Source organism: Micromonospora sp. SH-82, from assembly GCF_051132485.1.
GTDB lineage: Bacteria > Actinomycetota > Actinomycetes > Mycobacteriales > Micromonosporaceae > Micromonospora.
On sequence record NZ_CP148049.1, the window covers coordinates 3,427,237 to 3,441,451 of the forward strand.

At 70.8% G+C, this 14,215-nt stretch carries 12 protein-coding genes; 4 read left to right on the forward strand and 8 right to left on the reverse strand.

The window, feature by feature from the left end; all coding sequences use genetic code 11:
- Positions 1-2: 2 nt before the first annotated feature.
- Positions 3-1,070, forward strand: a complete 1,068-nt coding sequence (locus tag WHN02_RS15725; protein WP_434739493.1) for an FAD-dependent oxidoreductase — start codon at positions 3-5, stop codon at positions 1,068-1,070.
- 27 nt (positions 1,071-1,097) lie between these two features.
- Here WHN02_RS15725 and WHN02_RS15730 read toward each other — a convergent pair whose 3' ends face one another.
- The 3 genes from WHN02_RS15730 to WHN02_RS15740 all read right to left on the reverse strand — a co-directional run bounded on the left by WHN02_RS15730 (position 1,098) and on the right by WHN02_RS15740 (position 3,905).
- Entirely contained in the window at positions 1,098-2,183 is a 1,086-nt protein-coding gene (locus WHN02_RS15730) for a hypothetical protein (protein WP_434739494.1), read from the reverse strand.
- Positions 2,176-2,709, reverse strand: coding sequence for a SigE family RNA polymerase sigma factor (locus WHN02_RS15735; RefSeq protein ID WP_434739495.1), 534 nt, complete (start codon positions 2,707-2,709; stop codon positions 2,176-2,178). The genes WHN02_RS15730 and WHN02_RS15735 overlap by 8 nt, the downstream gene beginning before the upstream one ends.
- An 86-nt stretch (positions 2,710-2,795) precedes the next feature.
- Positions 2,796-3,905, reverse strand: coding sequence for an endo alpha-1,4 polygalactosaminidase (locus tag WHN02_RS15740; RefSeq protein WP_434739496.1), 1,110 nt, complete (start codon positions 3,903-3,905; stop codon positions 2,796-2,798).
- Between the two features lie 189 nt (positions 3,906-4,094).
- On the opposite strand from WHN02_RS15740, the gene WHN02_RS15745 reads away from it, so the two are divergent.
- The 3 genes from WHN02_RS15745 (at position 4,095) to WHN02_RS15755 (ending at position 8,899) form a co-directional block, all read left to right on the forward strand.
- The gene (locus tag WHN02_RS15745; RefSeq protein ID WP_434739497.1) at positions 4,095-6,254 is read left to right on the forward strand and encodes an acyltransferase family protein; all 2,160 of its coding nucleotides are present in this window, start codon (positions 4,095-4,097) and stop codon (positions 6,252-6,254) included.
- A gap of 140 nt (positions 6,255-6,394) precedes the next feature.
- Positions 6,395-7,135, forward strand: a complete 741-nt coding sequence (locus tag WHN02_RS15750) for an SDR family NAD(P)-dependent oxidoreductase (protein WP_434739498.1) — start codon at positions 6,395-6,397, stop codon at positions 7,133-7,135.
- Between the two features lie 183 nt (positions 7,136-7,318).
- The gene (locus WHN02_RS15755) at positions 7,319-8,899 is read left to right on the forward strand and encodes a DUF6194 family protein (protein WP_434739499.1); all 1,581 of its coding nucleotides are present in this window, start codon (positions 7,319-7,321) and stop codon (positions 8,897-8,899) included.
- Between the two features lie 40 nt (positions 8,900-8,939).
- Here WHN02_RS15755 and WHN02_RS15760 read toward each other — a convergent pair whose 3' ends face one another.
- The 5 genes from WHN02_RS15760 to WHN02_RS15780 all read right to left on the reverse strand — a co-directional run bounded on the left by WHN02_RS15760 (position 8,940) and on the right by WHN02_RS15780 (position 14,199).
- Entirely contained in the window at positions 8,940-9,257 is a 318-nt protein-coding gene (locus tag WHN02_RS15760; RefSeq protein ID WP_434739500.1) for a MazG nucleotide pyrophosphohydrolase domain-containing protein, read from the reverse strand.
- Between the two features lie 39 nt (positions 9,258-9,296).
- Positions 9,297-10,505, reverse strand: a complete 1,209-nt coding sequence (locus tag WHN02_RS15765) for a DNA glycosylase AlkZ-like family protein (RefSeq protein WP_434739501.1) — start codon at positions 10,503-10,505, stop codon at positions 9,297-9,299.
- A 36-nt stretch (positions 10,506-10,541) separates the two neighbouring features.
- Positions 10,542-11,852: a B12-binding domain-containing radical SAM protein gene (locus tag WHN02_RS15770; protein WP_434739502.1), complete on the reverse strand. Its 1,311-nt coding sequence runs from the start codon at positions 11,850-11,852 to the stop codon at positions 10,542-10,544.
- On the reverse strand, positions 11,849-12,472 hold the full coding sequence (locus tag WHN02_RS15775) for a dTMP kinase (RefSeq protein WP_434739503.1): 624 nt from the start codon (positions 12,470-12,472) through the stop codon (positions 11,849-11,851). Before WHN02_RS15775 ends, WHN02_RS15770 begins: the two co-directional genes overlap by 4 nt.
- A 137-nt stretch (positions 12,473-12,609) precedes the next feature.
- A complete protein-coding gene (locus tag WHN02_RS15780; RefSeq protein ID WP_434739504.1) occupies positions 12,610-14,199 on the reverse strand; it encodes a DUF4139 domain-containing protein in 1,590 nt (529 codons plus the stop codon).
- Between the last annotated feature and the right edge of the window lie 16 nt (positions 14,200-14,215).

Below are 14,215 nucleotides of genomic sequence, written 5' to 3' on the forward strand. Positions count from 1 at the left end.
GGATGAGGGTGGCGGTAGTCGGCGCGGGTGTGGTGGGTCTGTCCACCGCTGTCGCCCTGCTCGGGCAGGGTGCCGACGTGGTCTGTTACGACAGGGGTCGGCCGATGGGGGAGCGTTCCGTCGGCGGCTCGCGGATCTTCAGGCTCGCGCACACCGATGCCGAACTGGTGGACCTGGCGATCAGGTCCCGCCGGATGTACGACGCCTGGTCCCGGGATGCCGCCGAAGAGCTGATCGACGACACCGAGACGGTGGTCAGCGGCCCGGACGTCAGCGCCTGGGCGGCGGCGATGGCCGCCGCCGGTGCCCGGCACAGCGTCGTCGGGCCGACCTCGCCGTTGTTGCGGCTGCCCGCCGGCGAGATCCCGGCCCAGTCAGTCGTCGACCACGCCGGCGGGGTGGTGCGGGCCGCCCGGGTCGGCGCGTACCTGCGGTCCGTGACCTCCTCGGCGGTCCGCGAGGCCACCGTCTTCGCCGTCGAGGAGACGGCCCGGGGTGTGCTGGTGCGCAGCAGCACCTCGGCGGAGGTGTTCGACGCCGCTGTCGTCTGCGCCGGCGCGGCGACCTCGGGGTTGGCGGCCCAGGTGGGCATCTACACACCCCCGGACCTGAACCACCACGTGCGGTTCACCTTCGCGCTGCGACGCGGGTCGGAACGCGAGCGGTTCCAGTGCTGGATCAGCAGGTCCTCCGACGGCCTGGACACGTACCAGCATCTCAGCGGCCCGGGGGAGTGGGCGGTCGGCGCGCACGTGGGCCGCGACGACGTCCGGTGGGAGGCGGGCCGCGACCACGCGACCCAGGCGTCCCGGCGGGTCGTCACCGGCTACGTCCGGCGGTACCTCACCGCCGTCGACCCGCGGGTCCGCGAAGTCCTGCACTGTACGACCACCCCGGGTCTCGACGACGGCTACCGGGTCCTGCGTCGGGGCCGCGTCCTGGCCGTGTACGGCGACAACCTGTTCAAGTTGGCACCGGTGCTCGGCCGGCGGCTGGCCGGTGCGGCGCTGGACGGGTCCACCCCGCCGTCGACGGGGATGCACCGGACCACGCCGGACGGGCGGGGGTGAACCCGCCGACGGTCGGGGGTGAGGGGTTCACTCCGGGTTGGAGCGGTTGAGGATGGTCACGCCCTCGGCGTACCGCAGCAGGTCGGAGTCGCTGATGGTGAGGCCGTCGTCGACGGTCACCTCCAGGGTGGCCTCCCAGTAGGTGACGTCGATGGTGAGCGTGACCCGGCCGTCACGACGGGTGAGCACGGCGTCGTCTCCGTTGACCTTACGGTTGACACCGGTGAGTCGCCGCTGTTCGCGCAGGACGGTGCGGAACGCCGCGTCTCCCGGTGCCGAGGACGGCGTGCGGAAGGTCATCCGGGACGCGGTGACGCTGTCGGCCACCAGGCCGGCGGGGCTGAGGCCGAGGTCGAACGGGGGAAGCACCCGGATCGACGCGGGGGAGAGCGAGTCGGCGATCGACACGACCTGCTCCGGGGTGTACGTGTCGTCGGTGGCCAACTGGATCCACCGGGTCGACGACTCCCGCCAGTACAGGGTGAGCTGTTTCGCGGGCGAGACGTCGACGGTCCGGAACGTGCCGTTCTTCCCGCGTACCCGCATCGGTTGTTCGGTGGCGGTGGTGGTGAACGTCGGTCTCGCGCCCGACACGGTGACTGTCACGTCGGCGTGGTGGCGCAGCTCGGTGGCCTCGAAGAAGGCGATCGGCTTCCCGCCGTCCATGGAGGCTCTGGGGGCGGTCATCCCGTCCTTGGCGGGCAGCGTGTACGGGAACGTCGGTGCCGTCCACCCGTCGACCAGGGTCACGCGGCGGTCGGCGGTGGCGGTGGCGGGCGACGACGGCGGCGACGAGCGCGGAGACGACGGCGGGCGGCTCGACGGTGTCTGGTCGACAGTCGGTGACGGTGAGGCCTCGGTCGAGGGCGACGCGGAGACCGTGGGCACGGCGACCGGCGGCGCGACAGCGGGATCCGGTCGGGTGGTGATCACCGCCGCCACCGGTACGCCGACGACCACGACCAACGCCACGGCGGACAGTCGGGTGACGACCCGACGTCTGCGGTACCGGTGGGCCCGGTCGTGGACCGTCTGGAGTAGCCCGGCCTCGGAGGGGGCGCCGTCGACAGCCCGGTGCATCGTCTCGGCGAGCAACCGATCCACGTCATCCATTGCCGTCCACCCCTTTCTCACTCAGCACGGTCCGCATCCGGGCGAGGGCGCGTGACGCCTGCGACCGGACCGTCGACTCTCCGCAGCCCAGCAGTGTGGCGATCTCGTCGTCCGGCAGGTCGCAGTAGAACCGCAGGACGAGCACGGCCCGCTGGGCGCGGGGGAGCCCGGCCAGCAGCTGCCACATGTGGGCGCGGGCCAGCACCCGGTGTTGGGGCTCGTCGAGGCCGGTCGGTTCGGGCACGTCGGCGAGGATCGCCTCCCGGGACGCCCGTCGCCGCCGCCAGGACAGGAACTGCCGCACGATCGCGGTCCGCACGTACGCCTCGGCGTGGTGCATCGCGGTGATCCGGTCCCAGTTCCGGTGCATCCGGGCCAGGACCTCCTGCACGATGTCCTCGGCGAGGTACGCGTCGCCGGACAGCACGTACGCGAACCTGAGCAGCGCCCGTCCGCGTCCGTGCACGAAGTCGTCGAAGTCCTCCGCGTGGCGGGACCTCACGTCCGTCGACTCGTTGGTGGTCATCGTGGCCTGTTCGCCTGGCCGCCGGCGATCTCCGGGACCGGGAGGGTCACCGGAGATCGCCGAGGCGTGAGAGATCGGTCAGCGGCTCAGCAGGCCTTCGACACGTACGACCCCGAACCGGGGGCGGTGACGTTCAGGTCGCGCAGCACGATGGAGAGGGTACTGCCGTGGCTGCGGCAGGCCTTGTCGAAGCTGCTCTGGGTGTACTCGATCACGATCACCCGGTTACCATACGTCCGGGTGTAGGCGTCGCACTCGTTCCAGGTGGCGCACTCTTCGGCGATGGCGAAGTCGAATCCGATCCGCCGCGCCTCGGCGGTGGTCAACTCCGCGAGGTTCTTCTGCGCCACGGCGAGACCCTTACCGTGGGCGTACGAGGTCAGGGACGCGGCGTACGCGACGGCCTGGGCGTGGGTCAGCAGGCCCTTGGAGCGGATGTACGAGTCCAGGTTGTCCGGCTCGATGGCCTTGAACCCCTTGCGGGCGCACTGGTCGATCCAGCCGCCGACGATCCTGGTCAACGCCGCCCGTTTGGCAGCGGTCGAGTAGTCGAACATCAACTCGTTCCAGCCCTGGTCGATGACGAGGTTGCCCCGGGCGTCGCGCAGCAGCAGGTCCGGGTGGTTGTTCTTCCACCACGACTCGGCACCGGGCTGGGCCTGGAAGGCGTTGACGTAGCAGATGTTGTACAACCCGGGGGCCGGGCTGGCCTCCATGTCACGGCTGACCACGCGGACCCCGGAGGCCGGCGGGTACGGCCTGCCGATCTGGTAGTCGAACCTCGCGTTGCCGGGCGGGGGCGTCCACGTGGCGGCGGCGGTGGTCGTGCGGGTCCTCGTCGCCGACGGTGACGGTGACGTCGCGGTCGGGGTGGCGGCGCGGGTGGACGCCGTCGGGGCGACGGAGGGCTTCGCGCTCGGGGAGGCGGAGGCCGACGTGGTCGGCGACGGTGTCGCGCTCGGTGACGGCGGGGCTGTTGTCCGGGGAACGCTCAGGGGCGCGTCAGGTGCCGGTGTCGCCGGTGACGAGGGGACCTCGGAGGTCGGGCTCGACGTCGGTGCCGGTTGCTTCTCTCCCCCTCCCCACCAGTGCTGTCGGCCGCTCGCACCGGCGGCGCCGATGCCGACGCCGAGGGCGACGGTCACGGCGGCGGTGACCGCCACCCCCGCCCTGACCCGCTTGCGGTTCCATGCCATCGATGTGACTCCTTGTGCGTTCGAGGGGAGAACTCCTCCCCCTCAACGCCGTGGGGTGCCGGGTCTGCTGCCATCGGATCGGGACAACTTTGTGCTGCCGGGTGTTGACAGGTGGTGCACTGCCCAAAAGGGGCAAAAGCCTACTCAATCCGCGTTTCGCGCCTATGCTCCGCCAGGAAAGGGGTGGAGATGAGGCGACCAGCGGACGGTGACGGGCTGATCCTGGCGGGCCGGTTCCGCACGGACATCGAGGGACTACGTGGACTCGCGCTCGTCCTGATCCTCGTCGGGCACGCCGGGGTGTCCGCCCTCCCCGGCGCCTTCGTCGCCGTGGACGTCTTCTTCGTGATCTCCGGTTTCCTGATCACCGGTCTCCTCGTCGACGAGATCCGCCGCACCGGCACGATCTCCATAACCGCCTTCTACGTCCGTCGGGCCAAGCGGCTGCTCCCGGCCGCCACCGTCGTCGTCGTGGCCAGCCTCCTGCTGACCTACCTGTACCTGCCGCCGATCCGCTGGGCCGAGACCGCCCGGGACGCCCTGGCCAGCGCGGTGTACGCGATGAACTGGCGGCTGGTCGACCAGTCCACCGACTACCTGCGCGCCGAGGAGGCACCGAGCATCCTCCAGCACTTCTGGTCCCTCGCCGTGGAGGAGCAGTTCTACCTGTTCTGGCCGCTGCTCCTGCTCGCCGCCGTCACGTTCGCCGTCCGCCTCCGACCCGGCGCCGTGACACCGGTGTGGACGGGACGGCCCACCCCGTCGGGGCGGCACCGCAGGCCGCTGCTCGGCGACCCGACGTCCGCCCCGGTGCTGGTCGCCATCGCCCTGGTCGGCGTCCCGTCCCTGGCCTGGTCGGTCCATCTGAGCCACGCCGACCCCGCCCGGGCGTACCTGGTCACCACGACCCGGATGTGGGAACTGGCGTTGGGAGGTGCGCTGGCCATCCTGGCGGGACAGCTGTCCCGGCTGCCGCGCCCGGCGGCGGTCGCGCTCGGCTGGGCCGGGGTGGCCGCCGTCGCCGTCGCCGCGATCCTGATCCGACCGGAGACGGCGGTGTACCCCGGCCACGTCGCGCTCCTGCCCACCCTCGGCGCTGCCGCGATCATCGCGGCCGGTCCCGGGGCCGGACGGTACGGGCCGGCGTGGCTGCTCGAATGGCGACCGATGCGGGCAGTGGGCGTGGTGTCGTACTCGTGGTACCTGTGGCACTGGCCGCTGCTGGTGGTGGCGCAGGCGCGGTGGGGTCCGCTGAGCACCACCGCCGGGCTGATGATGATCGTCGCCTCCGCGATCCCGGCGGTCCTGACCCACCTCCTGGTGGAGAACCCCTTCCGGTACGCGCAGTTCTCGAAGGCCCGCACCCTGCGGATGGGACTGGTCGCCACCGGGTTCACCGTCGCGGCCGGCCTCGGACTGCAACTGGCGGTACGCCCACCGGCCCCGTCGGTCCCGCCCACCGCGAACCAGGCGCAACCCGCCGGTGCCGCCCCGGTGGACGGGGCACCCGGAGGCGGGCACCCCGCCGCCCCCGTCGACAGGTACCCCAGCATCACGCCCGACCCGTTGCACGCCCGAGACGACCTGCCCGACGTCTACCGGGACGACTGCATCACCCAGGCCCAGGAGTCGCACCTGCGCAGCTGCGTCTACGGCGACCGCGACTCGCCGGTCGAGGTGGCCCTGGTCGGCGACTCCCACGCGGCGCACTGGGTGCCGGCCCTCCAGGTCATCGCCGCCCAGCGCGGCTGGCGGCTGGTCACCTACATCAAGACCACCTGCTCCTTCCTGGCGACCCCGACGAGCATCGCCGGACGCACCGACCCCGGCTGCACACAGTGGAACCGCAACCTCCGGTCGGCGCTCACCGGTGAACGCCGCCCCCGGATGGTGATCGTCTCCAGCGTGACGCAGGTTCCGGTGGTAGCCGGGAGCACCCCGCCGCCGGGACCGGCCACCACTGACGCCCAGACCACGGCGTTGACCCGGACCTGGTCGGAACTGACCCGGGCCGGACTGCCCCTGGTGGTCATCCGGGACACCCCCGCCTTCCAGCGGGACATGGCCGAGTGCGTCTCGGCCAACCGGGAACGGCTCACCGCCTGCGCCCAACCACGACAGCGGGCCCTCGCCGTCGGACTTCCCCAGGAGCGGGCCGCCGCCGCCCTGCCCGACGTGGACCTGATCGACGTCAACCCCGCGATCTGCCCCACCGAACAGTGCCCTGCCGTGATCGACGGGCTGCTCGTCTACCGGGACGCACACCACCTGACCGCCACGTACGCCCGCCACCTCGCGCCCCGGCTCCACGACCTGTTACGTCGCCACGCCTCGCCGCACCTGCCCTGAACGAACCGTCCGTGCCGTCGTTCCCCCGACCGTCGACCCTGTGCCGTTCGTCGTCCTTACCCTGCCCGACCGTCCGTCTCGACCGTCCGTGCCGTGCACCCGGATGCGCGCCATCCTGAGTCGACTGTCAGGATGACGGGATGACGATCAGTTTCGCGAGAGTCGCCCTGGTCACGGGTGGTAGCCGTGGTATCGGTGCCGCCGTCGCATGCCGGCTCGCCGCTGACGGCGTCGACGTGGCGTTCACGTACCGCACCGACGAGCAGAGCGCGAAGGCGGTGGTGGCCGCCGTCGAGGCGTACGGACGTCGGGGCCTCGCGATCCGCAGCGACAGCGCCGACGCCGCTGCGGTGGCCGGTGCCGTCGACCGGGCGGTCGCCGAGATGGGACGGCTGGACATCCTGGTCAACAACGCCGGGGTGTTCGTCGGTGGTGCGATCGAGTCGGTCGCCCTCGACGACCTCGACCGGGCCGTCGCCGTCAACGTCCGAGGGGTGTACCTCACCACCCAGGCCGCCCTCCGTCACCTCGGCGAGGGCGGACGCATCGTCAACGTCGGCAGCAGCTTCTCCAGCCGGGTCCCGGCCCCCGGGGTGAGCGCCTACGCCATGACCAAGAGCGCCGTCAACGGACTGACCCGGGCCCTCGCCCGTGAACTCGGGCCGCGCGGCATCACCGTCAACCTGGTCCTGCCCGGCTCCACCGACACCGACATGAACCCGGCGGACAGCGCTGCCGCCGACGCCCAGCGATCGCACATCGCGCTCGGCCGGTACGCGACGCCCGAGGACGTGGCGGCGACGGTCAGCCACCTGGTGGGCGAGGGCGGGCGGCACATCACCGGAGCGGCGATCGCCATCGACGGCGGCGCGACGGCCTGAACCGGCCGGGCCGACCGACACCCACGAGTCGTTCCGGGCCACACGACCGTCACGCGGTGCGTCGGGCGGCCCCTGCGCCGACCCGCGTCCGCGTACGGGAGGGGTGTTTGAGGGTTTCGGGGGTCTTGTCGAGGCTGTTCGCTTGAAAGTATCAACGGGCTGTCCAACGATACGGTAGAAGGGGTGACCTTCTTCCTCGATCTGCTGCCCGTACCCCCGACCCTGCTCGCCCTCGGCGAGCCCACCCACGGCGAGTCGGCCTTCCTCCAACTGCGTAACGACGCCTTCCTGACGCTGGCCGAGCGGGGCTACCGGTCGATCGCGCTGGAGAGCGACCGGGCCGCCGGACTGCTCGCCGACGAGTTCGTCCGGGGCGGCACCACGGTGCCGCTCGACCGGGTCCTCGCCGAAGGGTTCAGCCACGGCTTCGGTGCCGCCCCGGCCAACCGCGACCTGCTCCTGCGGATGCGGGAGTGGAACGCCGGCCGGCCGGCCGCCGACCGCCTGACGGTGCACGGCTTCGACGCCCCGCTGGAGATCGAGGGTGCTCCGAGTCCCCGCCGCCACCTCCTGCGGGTCTGCGCCTTCCTCGACTCCGACCGCGCCGACGAGATCGACGACCTCGTCGGCGACGAGGCACTGTGGAGCGACCCGGCCGCGATCTGGGAACCGGGCCGGTCGTTCGGACGATCCGCCGACGCCCAGCGCCTCCGGGTGATCGCCGACGACCTGCTGACCGAGCTGTACGTGCAGGCACCCCGACGACCCGAGGGCTGGCAGGCTGCCCACGTGCAGGCCACCAGCGCGGTGGGGCTGCTGCGCTACCACGCCGAGGCCGCCGCTCCGCTGCCGCAGCCCGAGCGCGTCGCCCGCCTGATCGGGGTCCGCGACGCACTGATGGCCGAGAACCTGATCGCGATCCGTTCGACCGAGGCGCACCGGGGACCGACACTGGTCTTCGCCCACAACCGGCACCTGCAACGCCACCCGAGCACCATGACCATGGCCGGGACGGACCTGTCGTGGTCCAGCGCCGGTGCCATCGTGGGCACCCTGCTCGGCGACCGGTACGCGGTGGTCACCGGCAGCCTCGGCGCGAGCCCGGCACTCGACATCGAGGCACCCGCCCCGTCGACGTACGAGGGCAGGCTCCACCGCGACGACCGGCTTCCCCGGTACGTCCGGGCCTGCGACGTGGAACCCGGCGACCGGCGGACCCACGACCACAGGTACTTCCCGCTGGACCAGGCCACGATCGAGCACACCGATCTCGTGCTGCACGTCCCGACCGGCACCGGCCCGGCCGTGCTCGCCGACCGGATCCTCGCCCTGCCCGGGGTCGAACAGTTCGTGGCGAGCGAGGAGAACGGTTCACCCGAGGGCTCGTGGGGCGACAGGTTCTTCTCCGTCGGCCCCGACCGTCGACGGCCGTTCGCCACCATCGTCGACCACGACGTACCCGGCTTCGACGAGTCGGCCCGACTCGACCGTCCCGGCGTCTTCCGGCTCAACCTCGACCTGGGGCGGGCCGAGTTCGAGCGACTGTTCGGCTTCCCACCCAAGGACTTCGAGGACCACCGGCACGAGTTCGACTTCGCCCGGCTGGACACCGTCGCACCGCACCCGGGCTACTGGCTGTACGGTTTCGCCGGCATCGTCGCGCCCGGCCCGCACCTGCTCCCCGAGGTCGACAGGCTGCTCGGGATCGCACACGCCCGCGCCTGCGACCGCCACGAGCGGGCGTCCCGCCGCCCCCGACCGTGACCGCCCGGGCACCGGACCGGGGGTCCGGTGCCCGGCCGGGCTACCGCCAGGTTCGTCCCTCGTTGTGCTCCTCTTTGCGTCGTACGGCATCGCCGAGGTCGATGCCGTACCGGTTCGCGACAGCGCAGAGGAAGATGAGGATGTCGGCCAGTTCCTCGTCGACGCTACCGACCACCGAGGTCGTGCCGATGGGCAACTGCTGGTGCTTACGGACGGCCTTGAACAGCTCGCCGACCTCCTCGCCGAGCATGAGGCACTGGTCCAGCACCGTGCGACCGGCGAAGCCTCGTTCTTCCTCCATGTCGACCACGTACTGCTGGAGGTCGGGCAGTGTGACGGTGCGGGCTAGTGTCTGCATGGGCCAGCCTTGGGAAGCGTGTTGAGGATGGTCGGGACGCTACCAGTCCCGCCGCCCGCCGGTCGTCCGACGAGCGGTGTGTCGTCGCGGCCCGTCGTCGTACCCCTGCCGGAGGGTGACCGTGGCCCGTCGGGCGGCCCTGCGGACAGCCGACCGGTTCGCCGCCGTGGCACATCCGGTGAAGACGGTGTGGGCCACCGACCGTTCGAGTGCGTCCCAGGCCCAGGTTCCGATGACCCGACCGCCGAGGACGATGGTGGGTAGCACCTCACCGATCTGGTTGAAGACCTGGCCCTGAGCGAGTCTGCCGAGGTAGCGGGTGCGGGTCTCCGCGTAGGCCTTCAGGGCGACGTCCTCGTGGGCGAGCAGGACCGGAACTTCCGCCGGTGCCCCGTGAGCTGTGTTGGTGAACTCCTCGAACCGGTGGTGGAACATGTAGAGCGGTGCAGGTGACCACGGGGTGTACAGGGCGGTGAGCGGGTGTCCGGCCCGGTCGAGGGCGGCGAGGATCCGGGCGCGGGACAGCCCTGACCACCAGGTCACATCTTTTAGGGAGGCCGGCCCGTAGCGATCCAGGTAGGCGAAGACGAGTTGCTGGGTGGCCCGGTCGCGGTCGAGGCTGATGTTCAGGTGTGGGTGGGTGGTGGCGGTGAGCGCGAAGGTCCGTTGTTCGCGGTTCCAGCTGCCACTCCGATTTCGGTAGGTGAGGGTTCCCTGTTCCCAGGCGAGCTTGAGAGCCAACCGTACGGCGACGACCGGAGTGGCCCCGGTGGCGAGTCGAGCCTCGATCTGTCGATGTGTCAGGTGGTCGTGTTCGGCGAGTAGCACGTGGATGGCCGCTGTGGTGCGGACGACCAGCGAACGCGACAGGTCGGCGTTGACGATCTGTCGTGCCGCGTCGCGGACCCGGTAGTGCAGCGTGGCGGCGTGAGCGGCTGCCGCCAGATCGAGTGGCAACGTGTGCAGGGTCTTGCGCATGCATCGGACGGTCGTGACGGCACGATGGGTGGACGGATGCCACAGGCGCAGGGCGACTTCCGGATCGCGAGCCCGGGCCAACACGGTGGCGAACGGGGACGGGAGCCGTGCGGCGTGCAGCCCGAGAGCAGCGTGGCTGACATCCGGCACGCTTTCGTAGCGGTTCTCGGATCCCACGCCTTGGCGGGTCAGCAGCCACTGCCAGAGCCGGTCGGCGTGGTCGGCGTCGAGGCGGTGAGTGGCCGTGACGTCTGGTAGCGCCTCCGACACCGAGCGAATCTAACACGGGCGTGTTCCGTCCGTTCGCTAGGCCTGCCGCCCCCAGTGCTGCTCGACGAAGTCGCGCAGCAGGTCGTACGAACGTTGCGTCTGACGCCACTGCGCCTCGTCGCCCCACCAGTGGTGGTCGTTGTGGTGGATGTGGAACTTCTCCCACCTGCCATCCCAGTCCGACTGCAGGTGCGTGCCGTGCACGCCGTACGTGGCGGCCTGGTCGTATACCTGGGTGCCGGGCAGCGGCACGAATCGGAATAGTGACACCCGTGACAGCGCAGTCCGAAGCTCCGTCAGGAGAGAGATGGTTTCCCTGGTGGTGGTCATGTCCTCGCCCGGATAGCCGTGGATGACGAAGACCTTGGCTGCGATTCCTGCCGCGACGGTCGCGTGGACCGCTCGGCGGATCTGCTCGCGGGTGGTGTTCTTTCGCATGGCTCCGAGTAAGGTCTCGCTGCCGGACTCCATGCCGTATTTGATCTCTATGCATCCGGCTGCGGACATTCTGGCCAGCAACGCCGGATCGATCGTGTCCACTCGCGACAGCGCCGACCATCGCAGCCCGAGGTCGGCGATCGAGTCACAGATGTCGCCCACCTTGCGCTTGTTGACGATGAAGTTGTCGTCCACGATCGCGAAGCCCTCGATGCCGTACGCCTCGATCAACCGTGTCAGTTCGTGTCGAGCGCTGGAGCCGCTGCGGTACTGGATGCGAGTCTGCCCCGCTGCGCAGAAGGTGCACGGGAACGGGCATCCTCTGCTGAACATCACATGGGTCATCCGTAGTTCGGTGCCGGCCAGCCGATCGGTGAGGATCAGGTCCTCCGGGGGTAGCAGAGACCGTGCAGGAAGAGGGAGCTCATCGATATCCCGGATCAGCGGCCTACTGCGTTCCTGCCGTAGCCGGCCACCGTCACGCCACAGCACGCCGGCGACACCGGCGAAGTTCCTGTCGCCCGCACGAGACAACACCTCGAGAATGCTCTCCTCCGACTCACCCACCGCGGCGACATGGGCGTCGAAGTCAGTGAGGCTCATGTGCGGATAGAAGTTGCAGTGCACGCCGCCGACCATGATCAGCGAGTCCGGCCGGATGCGGGCCCTGCGGCGGGCCGTCGACATCAACCCGTAGGTCGCGGAGGAGGACAACGAGAAGCCGACCGCGTCGCAGTCGGCCAGATCGGGCGCGGTGTCCAGGGGGGTGACCTTGACGACGCGTACCTCGTGACCTGCCTCTTGCAAGACTGCGGCCAGGTAGAGAACCCCGAACGGGGGGAACTCCTTGCGCCCCGACCGGAAACGGGCCATGTCGTACACCTCGGGGTAGAGCAGCGCGACCTTCACGGTTCGCGGTCCTCGTGGTCGAGGATGAGGTCCACCACATCCCGGGCCACCATCTCAGGGTCGGCGTCGCCGATCCCGTGGACGACGACCAGACACCCGTCGCGTCGCAACTCGTCGACGATCGCTCGGTAGGCCGCCTGCTCGCGTTCGTTGTCTCTTGGATCCGGAGTGTGGAAACGGCTGTAGAGGCCTCGCGATGCCGCCCGTGTCGCACAGAGCTGAGGACTTCCTTCAAGAACGACAGTCAGGTGGGCAGGGGGCAGTCCACGGTAGACCGCACGCACCAGAGCAGGCTCGACGCCGTCGAGTGGATCCAGGACCAGCGCCGATGCCAGGTATCGGTCGCAGAGGACGATGCTGCCGGCGTCGACTGCGGGCCTGATCACGGTGCGTGCATGGTGGTGGCGGTCGGCAGCTACCAGAAGGGCCAGCTCGGCACCCTGTAGTCGAAACGTCCCCGCACGTGCCAGGGTGCCGATCGGTGAGCTGGACGGAGTAGTGGTCAGCAGCACCCGTCGCCCGGCCCGCCCAAGGCGCTCGGCCATCAACCGGGCGACGGTGCTTTTGCCGACCCCACTCTGTCCCTCGACGGCGACGAGGAGGCCCGTTTGGACGTCCATGCACCCAGGGTGACCTGATCGGCACATCTTGTGAAGGGGTCTCAGGTGTCCGTACTGTCAACCACACGACAGGCTGGGCTCCTGTTCCAGATTCTTGGCATCGCGCCGCTGTGGACGGCGTCCGGTGCCCGGCCGGGCTACTCCCGCCAGCCGGTCAGCTCGACCCCCTTGCCGATCTCCACCCGGAAGCCCATGCCGATCTCACCGCTCTCGCCCGGTCCGAGCCGGAGCCGCCAGGTCAGCTCGCCCAACTCGGTCCGCTCGGTCGGCGGGGGCACCAGGGTGGTCTCGCGGACGACCACCGCGTCGTCGCGGGACACCGGAAGTTGGTCACGGACCTCGACGGCGGCCGGGCGCGGGGTGTGGTTGGTGACGGTGACCCGGTACTCCACCTCCCGCCGTCGGGTGGAGCCCAGGGCGGCCTTGCTCTCGGTGCGTCGGTGCAGGTTCCGTTCCACCCGCAGTCGGTCGTCCACTCCGAGGGCCAGTTCGGTATCCTCTCCCGGTGCCCAGATCGGCAACCGGGTGGCCGCGACGAAGTCGGCGCCGTGGAACACCGACGCCGCTCCGGCGAGCAGGGTGTGCTCCGAGGTGTTGCTGACGGTGGCGCGCAGGTGAGCCTCGGTGGCGTGCACCGGCACCGTCACGTGGTCCAGTCGGGCCGGTAGTTCCAGGACGGCGATGGTGGCCCGGTGCGCGGTGCCGTCGGCGGGCACCCCCACCGGGCGGGCCGGGCGGTAGGTGGCGGCGGTGATCCCCTGTTCGACCTCGGCGACGGCCTCGCGGACCCTCGGCCGTGGTGCGGCGGAGCGCGCCACGGCACCTGAGGGTGGCGGGGCGGCGCCGAACGCGAGGGGAACCGGCAGATCGGCGAACGCCGACCCCGGTGCGGGCGGCGGCGGTGCGGGCCGGACCCGGTCGATGTACCAGGGGGACAGTTCCGGTACGGCTGTCGACGTCGCCGGTCGGGCGGTGGACAGGTGCAGGTCGCACTCCGGCCAGTCCTCCCCGGTGTCCTGGCTGACCAGCCCGAACCAGGTGACGGTGACGGTCTCCTCGACCAGCCGCAGATCGTAGGTGGGCTGCCAGCGGGCACCGTCGACCAGGTAGGTGAGTTCCAGGTCGAGGTCAGTGTCGTCGGCGTCGACGGAGACGGTGACCTCGGCGGCCAGCCGGTCCGGTTCGCGTTTTCCGTGCGCGGCGTCGAGGTCACGGGTGACGACGGCGAGTTCCTCGGCCAGGTCGGTGCGGCGGCGTGCGGACTCCCGTCGCCGGGCGCGGGAGTCGGCGAGTTGACCGGCGACCGTGTCGGTGAAGGCCGCCACGTCGGTCGGGGTCGCGTCGCCGGTGGCCAGTGCCCGGGCGTACGTGCCACCGGCCCGTTCGGCCAGTCGGGTGAGGAACTGGCCCCGCTGCTCCTCGACCGCGTCCGCGTCGTCGATCTCGGCGAGTGCCTCGGTGAGGTCCCGGTGACGCTGTTCGAGGGCGCTGACCTGCCCGTCGCTGCTGCGGGCCTGCCGCCAGGCGGTCACGTCCACGCCGAGGACGGTGGCCGCACCCCGGCCACCGACCCGGATCGAGTCCCGCCGTAGGCCCAGGGGGAGGGGCGCGATGCGTACCCGGTGCTCGCCGACGGCCAGCCGGGCGTTGCCCCGGCGGGTGATCCGGGCTCGGTCCGGGTAGACGGTGACGCCCACGATTGGTGCTTCGATCTCCGCTGTGGTCACGGCGGCGAGGGTAGTC